The sequence below is a fragment of the Mesorhizobium sangaii genome (genome assembly GCF_014207355.1).
In the GTDB taxonomy this organism is placed as follows: domain Bacteria; phylum Pseudomonadota; class Alphaproteobacteria; order Rhizobiales; family Rhizobiaceae; genus Mesorhizobium; species Mesorhizobium sangaii.
In genome coordinates this window covers 317,193-334,838 of sequence record NZ_JACHEF010000005.1, presented here as the reverse complement: position 1 = coordinate 334,838, position 17,646 = coordinate 317,193, and the positions used below count along the sequence as shown (strand labels likewise).

The following is a 17,646-nucleotide window of genomic DNA, read 5'->3' as shown; positions in this document are numbered from 1 at the left end:
TGCGTGCTCGTATCACTTCGAATGTCAGCGCCGCCCTCACTGTCCTGCCGGACGCCGGCGACAGCGTCCCTCTCCCCGTCTCTATACGGGGAGAGGATGCCGGCAGGCAGGTGAGGGGCGGCGCCGACCGACGGCCATTGGCGAAAGCCCAGACTTACTCGCCCGGGCCCTTGCAGGCGACGATCTGGTCCTTGGTGTAGGTGGTCCAGTCGGGGATCGAGATCGAGACCGGCCATTCGGGGCTCAGCGACGGGTCGGCGGCGGCCTTCAACTTGGCCTTGCCTTCGTCGGTGGCGTTTTCCCACAGTTGCGGCTCGACCAGCACGGTCTGCTGTGCCGGCTTCTTGCCGTCGAGGATCTGCAGAGCGAGCGTCACGCCGGCGCCGCCGATCGAACCGGGGTTGGTGACGGCCGCGCCGACAAGGCCCTTGACCGAGCTCAGCTGGCCGACGAAGCCGGCATTGTCGGCGCCGACGATAGGCACCAGCGGCGCCTGCGACTCGACCAGCGCGTCGACGATGACGTTGTCGATGCCGGAGGTCCAGATGCCGTTGATCGGCGTTCCCGTCGAGAGGAAGGAAAGGATCTGCTGCTTGGCCTGGTCCTGCTGCCAGCCGGTGAAGACCTCCTGCGCCACCTTCACATCGGGGAATTCGGCCAGCGCCTTCTTGAAGCCCTTGTCGCGGTCGCTGTCGGCGGACGCGCCGGCGGCGCCGCGCATATAGAACACCTCGCCCTTGCCGCCCATCTGGCCGAACAGCCATTTGGCGCCGAGATAGGCATATTGCTCCTGGTTGTTGGAGATGATGTAGGCCGATGGTTCGGTGACAGCCTGGTCGACGGCGACGACGACGATGCCGGCCTTGGTGGCTTCCTCGAGGCCCGCCTTGATGCCGGCTGGATCGGCCGGGTTGACGACGATGGCGTCGACCTTGGCGCTGATCAGGTTGCGGATGTCTTCCAACTGGCCGGCCGCATCGGTGTTGCGGTGGGCGATGTTGAGCTTGGCGACCTCGCCGGAAGCCAGCGCCTGCGCCTTCATGGCGCAGACCATCTCCTCGCGCCAGCCATTGCCCTGCACGGTGTTGGAGATGCCGATGGTGTATTTGCCCGCGGCGGACGAGGCGCCCATCGAGGCCAGGAAGGCCGCGCCGGCAAGCAGCGGGACCATGGTCAGGTATTTCTTCATTTCAGACTCCTCCACATTGTTTTTCAGTTGAGTTCCAAACCGTTAAACCGCGTCGCGTAGAAAGAGATTCAGGAGGCGCGCCTTAAGTTCTTGTTCTTGTTCCATGCATGTCGTTGTCCCAAAATCGCTCCTCCGCGCTTCGGACGACATGCATTTGCGCCGTCATTTCACGAACGGACGCAGCACGTCGCGGGCAAGCAGAAAGCCCCGCTTCACTTGATCGTCGCTGCCTTCAAATCGCCTGTCCTCGTGTTCGATGATGATGGGTCCGTCATAGCCGGCCCGGTAGAGGCCGGAAAAGAAGCCGCTCCAGTCGACATCGCCGAGCCCCGGCATGCGCGGCACCTGCCAGCCTATGCCAGCCGAGAGGATCCCGCGCTCGTAAAGTCCATCATGATCAATCATCAGGTCCTTGGCGTGGGCATGCAGCATGTAGGGGCCGAATTCCCGGATGAAACGAGCCTGGTCGATCATCTGCCAGACCAGATGCGAGGGGTCGAAATTCATGCCGACATCGCCGCCCCACACTTCCAGGATGCGGCGCCAGACCTGCGGCGAATAGGCGATGTTGTGCCCGCCCGGCCACTCGTCATAGCTGAAGATCATCGGGCAGTTCTCGAAGGCGAGCTTGACGCCATGGCCGCGGGCATGGGCGACGATTTCGGGCCAGACCTTGAGCGCCTCCTGCCAGTTGACGTCGACGGTCTTGGCGGCATCGCCACCGCAGAAGGTGTTGACGACAGGGACGCCCATATTGGCGGCCAGCACGATCACCTTCTTCAGATGGCCGATGACCGCCTCGCGGTGGGCGGCGTCGGGATGCAGCGGGTTGGGGTAGTAGCCGAGGCCGGAGACCGAGAGGTTCTTCTCCGCCAGCGAGGCGACGATCTCCTTGGCCTGCGCAGCGGAAGTCGAGGCGGCGTCGACGTGGCTGGTGCCGGCATAGCGGCGGCTGGCGCCCGACGATTTCGGCCAGCAGGCGATTTCGAGCGCCTCGAAGCCGGCGGAACTCGCCCAGCCGGCGACCTCGCCAAGCCGCGTCTCCGCGAAGGGTGCGGTGAGCAGTCCAAGTTTCATCATGCCTCCCCTGGTCGCGGCTTCACGACCGACTTCCACTATGCCGATTGTGCGGGCCGCTTCAACCGTACGGCCTCGCTCTGTTCCAGACTGTGCCTGACGGCGGCCATCGGATCGTCCGACAGCAGCTCGCCGAGCGTTGATGTGACGGACCTGCGGAACACATCGTTCGCGGCAAGGCCGGGATCGAAAATCGTGTCGATGGCAAGGATGCCGGCCACCAGTGCCTGTGGATCGCGGCCGGTTGCGTCGGATATGTCGGCGACCTTGCCGGCATAGGGGTCCGACACTGGCCAGCGTTTGCCGAACCGTGCCGAAGCCTGGATCAGATAGGCCATCCAGCCAGCGACCGGGATCGCCAGCAGCGCGATGCTTTGGCCCTGGCTCAGGCGGTCGCGGATCGGGTTGAGCAGGCGCTGGACGATCTTTTGCGAACCGTCGGTGGCGATCTGGTGGTTGCGGTGGCGGATCGCGATATTGCGCAGCCGGCCGAGGCACTGCGCGACATAGGCCAGCGGTTCCATGCCGGGCACCGGCAGCAGCGTCGGCAGCGTCTCCTCGACAAGCATGCGGCGCACGAAGGCCAACAGCAGCGGGTCGGCGATGGCATCGAATGTGTGTTCGAGGCCGGCCAGCACGCCGAGCGTGGCGAGCGTCGTCTGGGCGCCGTTGAGCACCCGCATCTTGAGATGTTCGAACGGCGTGACGTTGTCGACGAAGCTGGCGCCGACCCGATCCCAGCGCGGCATGCGGCCGGCAAATTTCTGCTCGATCACCCACTGCCGGAACGGCTCGCCGACGACGACCGCCGCATCGCGGTAGCCGAAACGCTGCTCGACGCCGTCAAGATCGGCTTGGGTGACAGCCGGTGCGATGCGGTCGACCATGGCTGACGGGAAGGCGGCGTTGGCCGAGATCCAGTCGGCAAGGCCGTTACCGCGCCGTTCGGCAAAAGCCTGCACGACATTGGCCAGGATAACGCCATTGGCCGGGATGTTATCGCAGGAGAGCAGCGTCAGCGGCCGGCTATGTGTCGCCCTGCGCAATTCCAGCGCCCGCGCCAACAGGCCGGGCACACTGCGCGGCGTCCCGGGGTTGGCGAGGTCGTGGATGATGTCGGAATGGTCGAGATCGAGTTCGCCGCTGGACGGGATGTGGCAATAACCTTTCTCGGTCACCGTCATCGTCACCAGCTCGATGTCGGATGAGGACAGAATGTCGAGCGCGGGTGTGGCACTCGCCTGGCTGTCGACAACCTCTATGATGCTGCCGATGACGCGCGCCTCGACACTGCCGTTCTCGCGGATCAACCGCGTGTAGAGACCGCCTTGCCGGCCCAGCGTGTCTGCGAGGCCGGGCGGGCGGATGTTGATGCCGACCACGCCCCAGCGGTCGAAATGGCTGGCCAGCAGATCGTCGGTGTATTCGGCCTGGTGGCAGCGGTGGAAGGCGCCGACGCCGAGATGCGCCATGCCGGGTGCGAGCGCCGCGCGGTCATAGGCCGGTTTCTGGACGGCGGCAGGCAATCGGGCGAGCAGCGCCGGCCCAAGTGTCTCGGGGGAGACGGCGACGCTCACCGGTTCGCCCCGATCACCCATTGTTCCTGGTCGACCAGCGTGCCGGTCATCGGTCCGGCCGCGTCGGAAAGCAGGAAGACGGCGAGGTTCGCCACATCTCGAGTCGAGAACAGGCGGCCGAAAGGCTGCGAGGCGTTGGCGGCGTCGAGCCAGCCCGGACCGTTGCCGAGCGTCTCGGCCTGCATGGTGCGTTCTGCCGGTGTGTCGGTCCAGCCGACATTGATGCCGTTGACGCGGATGCGGTCGAAGCGATGGGCGTTGGCGGCATTTTTGGTCAGCGTGGCCAGCGCGCCCTTGGTCGCGGAGTAGACGGCGAGCTCAGGCGAGCCGCAATGGGCATTGATCGATAGGATGTTGACGATGGCGCCGCCTTGGCCGCGCTTCTTCATGTCGGCAATCGCCGCCTGCATGAGGAAGAACGGCGCGCGCGCATTGACGGCGAAAAGTGCCGCCCAGTCATCGAGGTCGGCATCGAGAAAGGACGCGCGGTCGGTCAGGCCAGCGGCATTGACAAGGCCATCGATGCGGTCGAAGCGATCGATGCAGGCTTGCGCCAGCAGGGCAGGGGCTTCGGTGTCGGAGAGGTCGGCGGCGACGAAAACCGTGGGCGTGCCGAGCCGCGAAAGCTCAGCTGCCACGGCATCGCCGCGCGCCTTCTCGCGACCGGTGACCAGCAGGCCGCCGGCGCCCGAACGCGCAAGCGTTTCGGCGATCGCTCGGCCAATGCCTTGCGTCGCGCCGGTGACCAGCACCACCTTGCCTTTGAGCTGAAGCTCCATTCCTCCTCCCGGAACAAAGTTTCTATTTTTCGGAATATGGAACGTCAATTCCCGGCAGTCAATTGTGCCAGCAGCGCCTCATTGGCCGTGGCGCGCGACGACTGCGTGGACCAGCGCCATGCCGACGGCCAGCGACGCCGCCAGTGAGCGGAAGCCGGCAAAGTCGGACTCGACCACCTCCAGCCAGGTGTCCGACAGCCGGATCAGCGGGCTGAAGGTGCTGTCAGTGATGGTGACGATGCCGGCGTTGCGCTCATGCGCCACGGCGACTAGGTCGGGCGTGATCGAATTGTAGGGGCTGAAGGACACCGCCAGCACGGCGTCCTGGCTGCCGATGCAGCCGACCTGGTCGAGCGCGGTGGAGCCGACATTGTCGACCAGCACGTTGCGCACGCCCTGCTGCGAGAGCGTCAGCGACAGATAGGTGGTGACGGGGAAGGCGCGCTTGGACCCGATGACATAGATCAGGTCGGCGGCCGCCAGCAGCGTCACCATCTTCTCGAAACTCTCGATGTCGAAACCGCTCTCGACGCGGCCAAGTGAGGCCTGCGAGGCACCGACCATGCCGTGCAGGAAATGCAGATCGGCGTTGGGTTCGGTCCGCTGCTCGCCGCGTCCTTCCGGCCACGACCCCTTGATATGGTCCTTGAACAGGCCCTGGAAATCGGAAAAGCCGGCATAGCCGAAGATCTGGGCGAAGCGCACCAGGGTTGAAGGCTGCACGCCGGCCTGTGCCGCCACCTGCGCGATGGTGCCGAGCGCGACATCGCTCGGATGCTGCCACAGGAAGATCGCGACCTGGCGCAGGCGCTTGGGGAAATGCACGGTGCCGGACGACAGCACCGCGCGCAACTCCTCATAGGTCTGCGGCTGGATGTACCCGAGCGCCGCCAGCGAGCGTCCGCGTTTGCGGGTCGCCGCTTCGTCGGCAACGGACCGTCCCGATGTTTTGCCTGCCCCACTCATGATTTCAGGCTAGCGCGGCACGATCCTTTTACAATATGGAAATTGGAAATCGTGTTCGAAAGCGCGGGCGGCGTCACAGCTTGCGCACTGTCGGAAAGTCGTCTGTCCGGAGGAGTTCGAAGAATCATGGTCTATGCAACATCGGACGGCTCGACACGCCAACGCTTGCGGGTCGGCATGGTCGGCGGCGGCCGCAATGCCTTCATAGGCGCCGTGCACCGGCTGGCCATGCGGCTCGACGACCAGATCGTGCTTGTCGCCGGCGCGCTGTCATCCGACCCTGAGAACGCCGCCGCATCGGCCGCCGAGATCGGCATTGCGCCGGAGCGCAGCTATGCCGACTATCGCGTCATGGCGCAGGTCGAAGCCGCGCGGCCGGACGGCATCGAAGCCGTCGTCATCGTCACGCCCAACCATCTGCACGCGCCGATCGCGACAGCCTTCCTCGAAGCCGGCATCGACGTGATCTGCGACAAGCCGCTGTCGACGACACTGGCCGACGCCGAAGCGCTGGTGGCGCTGGCGCGGGCGAAAAAACGCCGCTTCGTCGTCACCCTCAACAACACAGGCTACGCCATGGTCCGCCAGGCGCGCGAGATGGTGGCGGCGGGCGAGCTCGGGCGCATCGTGTCCGTGCATGGCGCCTATATCCAGGACTGGCTGACCAGGCCGATCGACGCCGAAGGCCAGAAGCAGGCGGAATGGCGCACCGATCCGGCAAGGGCAGGGCAGTCGGCGGTGCTGGCCGATATCGGCGTGCATGCCTTCAATCTGGCGAGTTACATCTCGGGCTGCGAGGCCGAGGCGGTTTCGGCCGACCTGTTCACCGCAGTGCCGGGGCGTCGGCTCGACGACAACGCGCATGTGCTGGTGCGCTGGACCGGCGGGGCGCGCGGCACGATCCTGGCCAGCCAGACATCGCCCGGCCACTACAATGATTTGTCCGTGCGCGTCTATGGCGACAGAGCCGGGCTCGAATGGTCGGGCGCGCGGCCGGAGGAACTGCGTTTCTCCATCTACGGCGAGGAAACACGCACGCTGGTGCGCGGCGGCCATGGCTCGACGGAAGAGAGCCGGCGGGTGTCGCGCATGCCGGCGGCGCATCCTGAAGGTTACATCGAGGCCTTCGCCAATTTCTACCGCGACGCCGCCGATATCATCCGCGCGCACCGCTCAGGCGCGGCGATCGATCCGGCCCGCGCGGCGCAAGTGCCTGACGTCGTTGACGGCGCGCGCGGCGTGAAGTTCGTCGCATCGGCGGTGGAGTCAAATGCGGCTGATGGAGTGTGGACGCCGGCCCGGTTCGGATGAGGGCGGGGCGGGACCCGATCCGCCTCGGGCATCGCGCTGCATGCCGGCAATCTGCCGGGCTATCCGGCCTCGCATGGCTGCGTGCGGCTGCCGCTCGCCTTTTCGAGCAATCTGTTCGGCATCACCCATATCGGTACGCCGGTCATCATTTCGGGCGCGCGCGGCGACCCGGCCGAACTGACCAATCCCGGAATGGTGCTGGGTGGCTACGCGGCCGGACAGTTCCAGAACGTCGTCGCTTCCAAGGACGGCCACAAGCGCGCCGCCGACTGGGTGGAGCCGGAGGATTTCCCGGTCACCTCGATCATCGCCTCGTCGGGCGACAAGCAGATCATGCTGATCGAGAACGGCGCGGTCGTCGCGCAGGCGCCGTTGACAATCGCCGGCTCCGGCGGACTTGGCAGCCATGTGCTGACCTTGCAGGTGGCGGGCGCCGCCAATGACTGGCAATGGGTCGACATCAGCCGCAGCGCCAGTTCCGGCTCGTTCTTCAACAATGAGCAGGACATGCTCAAGCGGCTCAGCACGCAAAGGAGCTTCCTCGACGCCATGCAGGCGAGGATGCATCCGGGCATGGTGATGGTGCTCACCGACGCGCCGCTTCATCCCGACAGCCGCTCCGGCCAGGACTTCGTCGTCATGTCGGCGCCCGACTGAGGAGGTTCCGACTGAACCGTGTCGAGGCTGATGGCTAGGAACGTAGGTCCAAAAGGGTTGCCTCGGCCCGAACCATGCGCGTTGCCGTCAGCAGCGCTGATCCCATCCTGCCCGAATATTGCCTTTCCACGTCCCTATCCCGGTTAAAAAAGTATCATCCGTTGCCCTGAATCGTGGTGGCGCCTGCTGTCATGAGCCGGTAGCGTGGTCTCGAAATGCAGAGCCGAAACCAATTCGGCCGGTTTAGAGAATGTGGGCCGAACGCGGCAACGATCCGTGCCGGCCCGGAGGAGACGGACATGGAACCGGACCTGGAAGTTGTCCAGATACGACGCGGTGAGTCCTTCAAGGCGTGGTCGCATGGCTACCCCTTCCACACGGTGCGTTGGCACTTCCATCCCGAATATGAACTGCATCAGGTGATCTTCACCAACGGCCGCTATTTCGTCGGCGACTTCATAGGCGAGTTCGAGCCGGGCAATCTGGTGCTGACCGGACCCAACCTGCCGCACAATTGGGTGAGCGATATCCCGAGGGACAGCTCCATTCCGCTGCGCGGCCGCATCATCCAGTTTTCCGAAAGCTTCATTGGCGACGCCATGCATGTGCTGCCGGAACTGGCGGGGCTAGGGCCGCTGCTCGAGGCGTCGCGGCGCGGCGTGCTGTTTTCCAGCCGCACCAGCAAGGAACTGGCGCCGCTGATGGAAGAGATGATGCAGGCGCAAGGGGTGCGCCGCATCGAGCTGTTCATGATGATATCAGGCCTGCTCAGCCGGGTCCAGGAATTCCAACTGCTCGCCAGCGCCAGCTACCGGCCCGATCCCTCGGGCTACATGACCGCCGGCATGAACAAGGCGTTGGCTTACATCCGGGAAAACCTGACGCAGCTGTTCGACGAGACGGATCTGGCGGCCATTGCCGGCCAGTCGACCGGCGCCTTCTCGCGCTCGTTTCGTCGCCACACCGGCATGTCGCTGGTGCAATACGTCAAGCGGCTGCGCATCAACCTCGCCTGCCAGATCCTGATGAGCGACGAGCAGGCCTCGATCACCGACATCTGCTACGAGGTCGGCTTCAACAACCTGTCCAATTTCAACCGGCAGTTCCTGGCGGAGAAGGGCATGCCGCCCTCGCGCTTCAGGCGCCTGCTGGCCGATAACATCAACGCGGGAAAAGCCGCTTAACGGAGGAGCCAGGGAGGAACCAAGGGAGGAAGCACAATTTTCGCCTGACAACGTGGCCCGCATAGCGCGGTCCGCGATGGAGAGCGCTTGTCCCAGAAATCCTTCGTCAGCGGAGGATGTCGGCGCGGCCACGAGGCCGACGCCGGGCCCTGGTTCCCAATTGCAGGTTGGGGCGAGGGCGGAGGCGTGTCTTCACAACAAAAGCAGTCAACGACCTTCTTACAACCATATCCAGAAACGGAGAAGACCGAATGACCAATTTTTCATCTTCATTGAAGTCCGCTGGCATGGCAGCAATTGCGCTGTCGCTGCTGGCCGGCACCGCTGCGATCCCAAGGGCCGCCGAGGTTACCGACGCCACCGTCGCCTTCCTGATGCCCGACCAGGCCTCGACCCGCTACGAACAGCACGACTATCCCGGCTTCGCCGCCGAGATGAAGAAGCTGTGCCCGGGCTGCAAGGTGCTCTACCAGAACGCCGATGCCGACGCCTCGCGCCAGCAGCAGCAGTTCAACTCGGTGATCTCGCAGGGCGCCAAGGCGATCGTGCTCGATCCCGTGGACTCGACCGCCGCCGCCTCCCTGGTCAAGCTGGCGCAGAGCCAGGGCATCAAGGTCATCGCCTATGACCGGCCGATCCCGACCGCACCGGCCGACTTCTATGTCTCGTTCAACAATGAAGGCATCGGCAAGGCGATCGCCGACTCGCTGGTCGCGCATCTGAAGGCGCTGAAGGTCGATCCGGCCACCGGCGGCGTTTTGCAGATCAACGGCTCGCCGACCGACGCGGCGGCGGGCCTGATCAAGAAGGGCATCCATGAAGGCCTCGACAACAGCGGCTACCAGATCCTGGCCGAATACGACACGCCGGAATGGGCGCCGCCAAAGGCGCAGCAATGGGCCGGTGGCCAGATCACCCGCTTCGGACCAAAAATCCTCGGCGTTGTCGCCGCCAATGACGGCACCGGTGGTGGCGCCATCGCGGCCTTCAAGGCAGCCGGCGTCGATCCGGTGCCGCCGGTGACCGGCAACGACGCGACGATCGCCGCCTTGCAGCTGATCATCGCCGGCGACCAGTACAACACCATCTCCAAGCCGAGCGAGATCGTGGCGGCAGCCGCCGCCAACGTCGCCATCAAGCTGCTTTCGGGCGAGACGCCGAAGGCCGAGATGACGCTGTACGACACGCCCTCGCAGCTGTTCACGCCGGCGGTGGTGACGCAGGAAAACCTGAAGGCCGAGATCATCGACAAGAAGATCAACACCGCGGCCGAACTCTGCGTCGATCGCTACGCGGAAGGCTGCAAGAAGCTGGGCATCGGGAACTGACCGCGACCCTTGCCCCGTTCCGCTGCCTGGCCGAACAATAGGCTGGAGTCCCACCTCGAATGCATCGGGGTGGACAGGCTCCGGCGGTGGCCAGGCAGCGTCCACCCGCTTTTTGAACCGGTCCTTTCTTGAAAGGTATTCCAGGCATGATCGATACCCCGGACGAACCGGTTCCGACAGGCGAGCTGGTGCTCAGCCTGCGCGGCATTTCGAAGAATTTCGGTGCCGTCTCGGCACTCACCGACATCGATCTCGATGTCCATGCCGGCGAGGTGGTGGCGCTGGTCGGCGACAACGGCGCCGGCAAGTCGACGCTGGTCAAGATCCTGGCCGGCGTGCATCAGCCGAGCTCCGGCACCATCAGCTATCGCGGCAAGCAGGTGACGCTGGCCGACCCGAGTGCGGCGCTGACGCTCGGCATCGCCACCGTGTTCCAGGATCTGGCGCTGTGCGAGAACCTCGACATCGTCGCCAACATCTTCCTCGGCCGCGAACTCAACCCGTTGCGGCTGGACGAGGTGGCGATGGAAGTGCGCGCCTGGACGCTGCTCAACGAGCTTTCGGCGCGCATCCCCAGTGTGCGCGAAGTGGTCGCGTCGCTGTCGGGCGGCCAGCGCCAGACGGTGGCAATCGCCCGCTCGCTGCTGCTCGAACCCAAGCTCATCCTGCTCGATGAGCCGACGGCGGCGCTTGGCGTCGCGCAGACCGCCGAAGTGCTCAACCTGATCGAGCGGGTGCGCGACCGCGGCCTCGGCGTCGTCATCATCAGCCACAACATGGAAGACGTGCGCGCAGTCGCCGACCGCATCGTCGTGCTGCGGCTTGGCCGCAACAACGGCATCTTCACCCCAGACGCCTCGAACCAGGAACTGGTCAGCGCCATCACCGGCGCGTCGAACAATTCGGTGTCGCGACGCGCCGAGCGTCGGCAGGCGCGACAGGATCAAATCCAGGAGCCACGCCCATGAGCCGTCAAGTGGAACAGGCAGCTCCGCCGCAGCTCGACCGCGCCGATGTGCGCGTCAAGCACGAGGCCGGCTTGAGCGGCAGTATTCGCGCCTTCTTCGACCGGGTGCGCTCGGGCGATCTCGGCTCGCTGCCGGTCATCGTCGGGCTGGTCATCATCTGGACAGTGTTCGCCAGCATCAATCCGATCTTCCTGTCGAGCAGCAACCTGGTCAATCTGCTGTTCGATTCCTCCACCGTCGGCGTCATCGCGCTCGGCATCGTCTGCGTTTTGATGGTCGGCGAGATCGACCTGTCGGTCGGCTCGATCAGCGGCTTTGCCTCGGCCCTTGTCGGCACGCTTTGGGTTAACCAGGGCTGGCCGGTGGCGCTCGCCATCCTCGCAGCGATCGCCGTCGGTGGATTCATCGGCGCACTCTACGCGCTGCTGTTCAACCGGCTCGGCATGCCGAGCTTCGTTTCGACGCTGGCCGGTCTTTTGGCGGTGCTTGGCCTGCAGCTCTACATCCTCGGCTCCACCGGCTCGATCAACCTGCCTTACGGCTCGAACCTGGTGAATTTCGGCCAGCTGCTGGTGATGCCGAAATTCGTATCGTTCGGGCTGGCGGCGGTGCCTGGCATCGTCATGCTGATCACCGGCCTGCGCACCGTTGCGCGCCGCCGCGCCGCCAACCTGTCGGCACCTTCTACCGGCGGCATCGTCACGCGGGCGGTGGCGATCACGATCGTGCTCGAACTCATCGTCTTCTATCTCAACCAGGCGCGCGGCATCCCGTGGATGTTCGGCCTGTTCGTCGGCCTGGTCATTGCCATGCACTACGCGCTGACGCGGACGAAATGGGGCCGTTCGATGTCGGCGGTCGGCGGCAACCGCGAGGCGGCAAGGCGCGCCGGCATCAATGTGCGGCTGATCTATTCCAGCGCTTTCGTGCTGTGCTCGATGCTGGCCGCGTTCGGCGGCGTGCTGTCGGCGGCCCGGCTTGCCTCGGCCAGCCAGCAGGCCGGCACCGGCGACGTCAATCTCAACGCCATCGCGGCGGCCGTCATCGGCGGCACCAGCCTGTTCGGCGGCCGCGGCAGCGCCTATTCGGCACTGCTCGGCATCATCGTCATCCAGTCGATCGCCAGCGGCTTGACGCTGCTCGATCTGTCCTCGTCGCTTCGGTACATGATCACAGGCGCCGTGCTTGCCATCGCAGTCATCGTCGACTCGCTGGCCCGCCGTTCGCGTGTTTCCCATGGCCGGGCCTGAACCCATCAACAGGAAGAGAGATATGACTCAACTGTCCGGAAAAGTTGCGGCCGTCACCGGGGCGGCGTCGGGGATCGGCCTCGAATGCGCCCGATACATGCTGGCGGCAGGCGCCAGCGTGGTGCTGGTCGACCGCGCCGAGGCGACGCTGAACAGCCTGTGCGCCGAACTCGGGCCCAAGGCGATCCCGCTGGTGATCGATTTGATGCAGCCATCAAGCGTTGCCACCATGATGCCGCAGATCCTGGAAAAGGCCGGGCAGCTCGACATCTTCCATGCCAATGCCGGCGCCTATGTCGGCGGCGAGGTGCTGACCGGCGATCCCGACGCCTGGGACCGCATGCTCAACCTCAACATCAACGCCGTCTTCCGCTCGATCCACGCGGTATTGCCGCACATGGTCGAGCGCAAGACCGGCGACATCATCGTCACCAGTTCGATCGCCGGGCTTGTCCCGGTGGTCTGGGAGCCGATCTACACGGCCTCAAAGCATGCCGTGCAGGCTTTCGTCCACACGGTGCGCCGGCAGGTTGCCAAGCACGGCCTGCGCGTCGGCGCGGTGGCGCCGGGCCCGGTGGTGACCGCCCTGGTCGATGATTGGCCGAAGGCCAAGCTCGAGGAAGAGCTCGCCGCCGGCGGACTGATGCAACCGCGCGAGGTGGCCGAGGCGGTGATGTTCATGCTGACCCGGCCGCGCAACGTGACGATCCGCGATCTGGTGATCCTGCCGCAGAGCAATGATTTGTGAGGGGAGTAAGGGAGTAGGGGAGTAAGGGAGTAGGGCAGTAGGGCAGTAGGGCAGTATGCTGTTCTGCGGCCCAAAGTCCGGGCTCAAATCTAGTCGCCATTCGTCTGCTGCCTATTCCCCTACTGCGTTACTCCCTTACTCCCGTACTCCCCTAACCGAAGGTTTCCCCCATGCCCCACTATCTCGGCATCGACGTCGGCACCGGCAGCGCGCGGGCTGGGGTGTTTGATCAAGTGGGAAACCTGTTGGCGTCGGCCAAGCAGGACATCGAGGTCTGGCGCGAGCCCGGAGACATCGTCGAGCAGTCGAGCAACGACATCTGGCGGGCGGTGTGCATTGCCACCCGCGCCGCCGTCGCCCAGGCTGAGATAGCGCCCGAGGCGATCGCGGGCATCGGCTTCGACGCCACCTGTTCGCTGGTGGTGCTGGGCGAGGGCGGGGTGCCTTTGCCGGTCGGCCCGTCCAACAATCCCGAACGCAACATCATCGTCTGGATGGATCACCGCGCGATGGAGCAGACGCGCCGCATCAACCGCAGCGGCGCGGCGGTGCTGAGCTATGTCGGCGGTGTCATTTCGCCGGAGATGGAAACACCGAAACTCCTGTGGCTGGCCGAAAACATGCCCGCCACCTTCAACGCCGCCTGGCAGTTCCTGGACCTCGCCGATTTCCTGACCTGGCGGGCGACCGGCAGCCTGGCCCGCTCGATCTGCACGGTGACCTGCAAATGGACTTATCTGGCGCATGAGAGCCGCTGGGATGAGACCTATTTCCGCGACATCGGCCTCGGCGCGTTGGGCGACGAGGCGTTTGCGCGCATCGGCACCGAGATCGTGCCGGCGGGAGCATCGCTCGGCGGCGGACTAACCGCGCAGGCGGCGACCGACCTCGGCCTCGCCCCCGGCACCGCGGTGGCGGCCGGGCTGATCGATGCGCATGCCGGCGGTGTCGGCACGGTCGGCGCGCGCGGCGATTTCGGCAGCGTTTTGTCACGCATGGCCTATGTCTTCGGCACTTCGGCCTGCACCCTGTCGTCGACCGCCGAACCGGCCTTCGTCGACGGTGTCTGGGGTCCGTATTTCTCGGCCATGGTGCCGGGGTTGTGGCTGAACGAGGGCGGTCAATCGGCGGCAGGTGCGGCCATCGACCATCTGGTGCGCATGCACCCGGCGGCCGGCGAAGCGGCGGCCAAGGCGCAGGCCGAGGAGCTCAGCCTCAGCGCCTGGCTCTCGCTGCAGGCGCAAAGCCGTGGGGGTGCCGCGGCGACGCCGGCGCTGGCCGGCGATATCCATGTCGTGCCGGAATTCCTCGGCAACCGCGCGCCCTTTGCCGACCCGGATGCGCGCGCGCTGATTGCCGGGCTCGATCTCGACACCAGCCTCGACAGCCTGGTCGGGCTCTATGTCGCCGGGGTCTGCGGTCTGGGCTACGGCGCGCGCCAGATCGTGCGGGCCGAGCATGACAAGAGCATCCCCGTCGACACAATCGTTGTAAGCGGCGGCGCCGGGCAGAGCCCGCTGGTGCGCCAGTTGCTGGCCGACACGACAGGCATGGTGGTGGTGGCGTCGACCTCGCCGGAGCCGGTGCTGCTCGGCTCGGCGATGCTGGGCGCCGTCGCCGCCGGCGCCTACAAGGACCTAGTAACGGCCATGGCGGGTATGTCGGAACTCGGCGAGATCTATCATCCCGATGCTTCGCTGGCCGGCTGGCACGCCAAGCGTTTCGCGGCGTTCGAGCTGCTGCAGCAGGCCGGCAAGGCGATCAGGGGCTGAGAGACTGTTTCGAAATTCGCTCTGGCGGCCATCTGATGGCGTTTTCTGCGCTTCCGTTGCTCACGGACCAAATGTCCGCTGCGCTACGGTTCTCGAAACCACCACCATATGACTCGCCAGAGCGAATTTCGAAACAGTCTCTAAGGCGGGCGGCCACAAGGATGGCCTGTCATGGTCTCATTGAACTGACTGGATGAGCCATAGGAGAGCCAGAAGGTTGGCGAGCGATGCACTGGCCGGGCCGAAGGTTTTCATCCGATCATCGATCGTGGCGCCTATGACAGCATCCCCAGCCTGCACAAGGATCATGATCCAGGCGATGGCTTCAAGCCATTCCGTCGAACCTGTGAAAAATGGCACGGCGCTCGCAACCACCAAAGCCACGCTGCGTGCACAACCGTACAATGCTATCGTGCGGGCGTTGCCAGTTTCGTTCATGGCGGCGGCCAAGGAGAAACCGAGACTGACGACCGCGCTGAGAGCTGTGACTGACGCGCAAACGATGAAGGCTGTGAACATCGCATTCCATGGCTTGTGGCGGCTACACCTTACTCGAATAGCCAGGGCCTGAAATCAAGTCACTCTTTGCCGCTACCGGTTACAACTTGCGCGGTCATATGCAGGGCACGATTGGCTTCCGCTGCCCTCAGAGCTCCTTCTGCGCCAATTCCCTGAATTCGTCGGGCACGGATCGTGCGGCCTCCAGCGCTACCGTGCCGTAGCCGACCGCCTGCTTGCCGAAGCGCTCGCGGATCTTGTCGATGGCGCGGTCGGCACCGAAGCGTGCCAGGCCTTTCAGCGTGCCCGGCCTGTGCTTCTCGTCGGCGAGGCCGAGCGGCAGTTCGAGTTGCAACTCGGCACTTTCCTCGAAATGCGAGACCGAGATCGCCAGCAGCGAGATCGTCTTCTCGTACGGGTGGTCGGCAAGGGCGCCGCGCACCAGGTCGCCGGCGATCTCGGCCAGCATCGCGGTCGCCGAGATCGGCTGGTCGAGGGTGATCGAGCGCGTGACCGCGCTGAGATCGGCAAAGCGCACGCGCACCGTCACCGTGCGTCCGGGCCTTGCCTTGGCGCGCAGCCGGCTGGCGACGCGGTCGGCCAGGTGCAGCAAAGTGGGCACGATGATCCGCGCCACGGCAGGCTTTTGCCCAAGTGCCGATTGGGCGCCGGCCGAGTGCGCCCGGCGCTTCGTCTCCAGTTTGCGCGGGTCGCGGTTCCATGACAGCGCCGACAGCTTTTCGCCGGCGGCGGGACCGAGCAGCCGCGTCAGCGCGCCGCTGTGCGTCCTGGCCAACTGGCCGATGGTCTCGATGCCGATTTCGGCCAGCCGCGCCTTCGTCGCCGGGCCGACGCCCCACATCAGCCCGACCGGCAGGTCGTGCAGGAAGGCGATCTCGGTGCGGGGGTCGACCACCACCAGCCCGTCGGGCTTGGCGACCTGCGAGGCGATCTTGGCCAGATGCTTGGTGCGCGCGACGCCGATCGAGATCGGCAGGCCGAGCTCTGCCCGGACGCGGCGGCGGATGGTCGTGGCGATCTCTTGCGGGGATCCGAACAGATGAGTGCAGCCGGCGACATCGGCAAAGGCCTCGTCGATGGAGATGCGCTCGACCACCGGCGTGAAATCGTCGAGCACCTTGATCGCCGCGTCGCCTAGCCGCTGGTAGTCGCCGAAATTGCCGCCGACGAAGATCAGCTGCGGGCAGAGCTCGCGCGCCTTGCGTCCCGGCATGCCGCCGCGCACGCCGAAGGCGCGCGCCTCGTAGGAGGCCGCAAGCACGACGCCGCCGCCCACCGCAATAGGTTTGCCGCGCAGCGACGGATCGAGCAACTGCTCGACCGAGGCATAGAAGGCGTCGAGATCGGCATGCAGGATGGTGGCTGTCGTTTCCATCCCGACCGCACATCCGCAGTTGCTGATAGACCGGAACATATAGAGAACAAAGCACGCACGACTGTCAAGCAGAATGTCGGCGTCCGGTGCTATCAGCCGCGTTCGTCAGCACAAATTGCACAGGTGACGTCGGATCGCGATTTTCAACAACGTCTTAAAGACAGGCAACGAGACTGTCAGCACGCGCCAGAGAGCGGAAGGAGGACGACATGACCGACCACATCGTCGCGCCGTACACGGATTGGTTTGAAGCGCACAAAGCCCATCTCGAGAAAGAAAAGGCGTTTACGCGCCAGCGTCAACAACTCGCGGCGGACCGGCGGGCACTGCCGTGGCTGCGGATCGACAAGCCCTACGAGTTCGATACGACCCAGGGGAGGAAATCGCTGGCCGATCTTCTTCAAGGGCCGAAGCCAGTTGATCATTTATCATTTCATGTTTCCGCCCAATGCGGACTATCGGTGCACCGGCTGTTCATTCCTTTGCGACCACATCGACGCCGCCAACCAGCATCTGATGCATCACGACGTCTCCCTGGCCGTCTGCTCGCGCGCTCCTCTCATCGAGCTACTGGACTTCAAGGCGCGGATGAATTGGCAGTTTGACTGGGTGTCGTCTTTCGGAAGCGATTTCAATTTCGACCTCCAAGTATCGTTCACCGAGGACCAGATCAACTCGGGCAAGGTGCTATTCAATTTCGAGGAGGTCGCGATATCAGGCAGAGATCGCGGAGGTACCACCGTTTTCTACAAAGATGACGATGGCAAGATCTATTGCACTTTCCAGGTGCGGGGCCGTGGTGGCGAGAACCTGATCGGGACATATAGCTATCTCGACCTGACTCCGGTCGGCCGCAATGAAAATGGGCCGTCACATACGCTGGGCGATTGGGTTCGTCTTCACGATGAGTATGATGGTTGCTGATTGTCCTTTATCGGCGCGAGGG

At 64.9% G+C, this 17,646-nt stretch carries 15 protein-coding genes and 1 pseudogene; 9 read left to right on the top strand and 7 right to left on the bottom strand.

All coding sequences use genetic code 11. The features are described 5' to 3' along the window. Positions 1–154: 154 nt before the first annotated feature. From HNQ71_RS24425 to HNQ71_RS24405, 5 genes are all read right to left on the bottom strand, one after another. Entirely contained in the window at positions 155–1,189 is a 1,035-nt protein-coding gene (locus tag HNQ71_RS24425) for an ABC transporter substrate-binding protein (RefSeq protein ID WP_184875250.1), read from the bottom strand. A 162-nt stretch (positions 1,190–1,351) separates the two neighbouring features. Then, positions 1,352–2,266 carry a sugar phosphate isomerase/epimerase family protein gene (locus HNQ71_RS24420; RefSeq protein ID WP_184875249.1) on the bottom strand — a complete coding sequence of 305 codons (915 nt, stop codon included), beginning with the start codon at positions 2,264–2,266 and terminating at the stop codon, positions 1,352–1,354. A 38-nt stretch (positions 2,267–2,304) separates the two neighbouring features. Beyond that, on the bottom strand, positions 2,305–3,864 hold the full coding sequence (locus tag HNQ71_RS24415; RefSeq protein WP_184875248.1) for a mannitol dehydrogenase family protein: 1,560 nt from the start codon (positions 3,862–3,864) through the stop codon (positions 2,305–2,307). Continuing rightward, positions 3,840–4,622 carry an SDR family oxidoreductase gene (locus HNQ71_RS24410; protein WP_184875247.1) on the bottom strand — a complete coding sequence of 261 codons (783 nt, stop codon included), beginning with the start codon at positions 4,620–4,622 and terminating at the stop codon, positions 3,840–3,842. Before HNQ71_RS24410 ends, HNQ71_RS24415 begins: the two co-directional genes overlap by 25 nt. A 78-nt stretch (positions 4,623–4,700) precedes the next feature. Beyond that, positions 4,701–5,588, bottom strand: a complete 888-nt coding sequence (locus tag HNQ71_RS24405) for a MurR/RpiR family transcriptional regulator (protein ID WP_184875246.1) — start codon at positions 5,586–5,588, stop codon at positions 4,701–4,703. Positions 5,589–5,714: 126 nt separating this feature from the next. On the opposite strand from HNQ71_RS24405, the gene HNQ71_RS24400 reads away from it, so the two are divergent. The 8 genes from HNQ71_RS24400 (at position 5,715) to HNQ71_RS24365 (ending at position 14,806) form a co-directional block, all read left to right on the top strand. Beyond that, a complete protein-coding gene (locus HNQ71_RS24400; protein ID WP_184875245.1) occupies positions 5,715–6,899 on the top strand; it encodes a Gfo/Idh/MocA family protein in 1,185 nt (394 codons plus the stop codon). Positions 6,900–6,929: 30 nt separating this feature from the next. Beyond that, complete coding sequence (locus HNQ71_RS24395; protein ID WP_184875596.1) at positions 6,930–7,556, top strand: hypothetical protein; 627 nt, start codon at positions 6,930–6,932, stop codon at positions 7,554–7,556. 299 nt (positions 7,557–7,855) lie between these two features. Beyond that, entirely contained in the window at positions 7,856–8,740 is an 885-nt protein-coding gene (locus tag HNQ71_RS24390) for an AraC family transcriptional regulator (RefSeq protein WP_184875244.1), read from the top strand. Between the two features lie 251 nt (positions 8,741–8,991). Further along, a complete protein-coding gene (locus HNQ71_RS24385; protein ID WP_184875243.1) occupies positions 8,992–10,068 on the top strand; it encodes an ABC transporter substrate-binding protein in 1,077 nt (358 codons plus the stop codon). 146 nt (positions 10,069–10,214) lie between these two features. Further along, on the top strand, positions 10,215–11,036 hold the full coding sequence (locus tag HNQ71_RS24380; protein ID WP_184875242.1) for an ATP-binding cassette domain-containing protein: 822 nt from the start codon (positions 10,215–10,217) through the stop codon (positions 11,034–11,036). Further along, positions 11,033–12,286, top strand: a complete 1,254-nt coding sequence (locus HNQ71_RS24375; protein WP_184875241.1) for a sugar ABC transporter permease — start codon at positions 11,033–11,035, stop codon at positions 12,284–12,286. Before HNQ71_RS24380 ends, HNQ71_RS24375 begins: the two co-directional genes overlap by 4 nt. 22 nt (positions 12,287–12,308) lie before the next feature. Next, positions 12,309–13,034, top strand: a complete 726-nt coding sequence (locus tag HNQ71_RS24370) for an SDR family oxidoreductase (RefSeq protein WP_184875240.1) — start codon at positions 12,309–12,311, stop codon at positions 13,032–13,034. A 170-nt stretch (positions 13,035–13,204) separates the two neighbouring features. Further along, positions 13,205–14,806, top strand: coding sequence for an FGGY-family carbohydrate kinase (locus HNQ71_RS24365; RefSeq protein ID WP_184875239.1), 1,602 nt, complete (start codon positions 13,205–13,207; stop codon positions 14,804–14,806). Positions 14,807–14,983: 177 nt separating this feature from the next. Here the strand turns inward: HNQ71_RS24365 and HNQ71_RS24360 are convergent, their stop codons facing one another. Continuing rightward, complete coding sequence (locus HNQ71_RS24360; protein WP_210334021.1) at positions 14,984–15,325, bottom strand: hypothetical protein; 342 nt, start codon at positions 15,323–15,325, stop codon at positions 14,984–14,986. A gap of 127 nt (positions 15,326–15,452) precedes the next feature. Next, positions 15,453–16,700 (bottom strand): DNA polymerase IV, encoded by a 1,248-nt coding sequence (dinB, locus tag HNQ71_RS24355; RefSeq protein ID WP_184875238.1) that lies wholly within the window; start codon positions 16,698–16,700, stop codon positions 15,453–15,455. A gap of 209 nt (positions 16,701–16,909) precedes the next feature. Here dinB and HNQ71_RS24350 point away from each other — a divergent pair. Further along, positions 16,910–17,624 (top strand): annotated as a pseudogene (locus HNQ71_RS24350) (DUF899 domain-containing protein). Positions 17,625–17,646 lie beyond the last annotated feature (22 nt).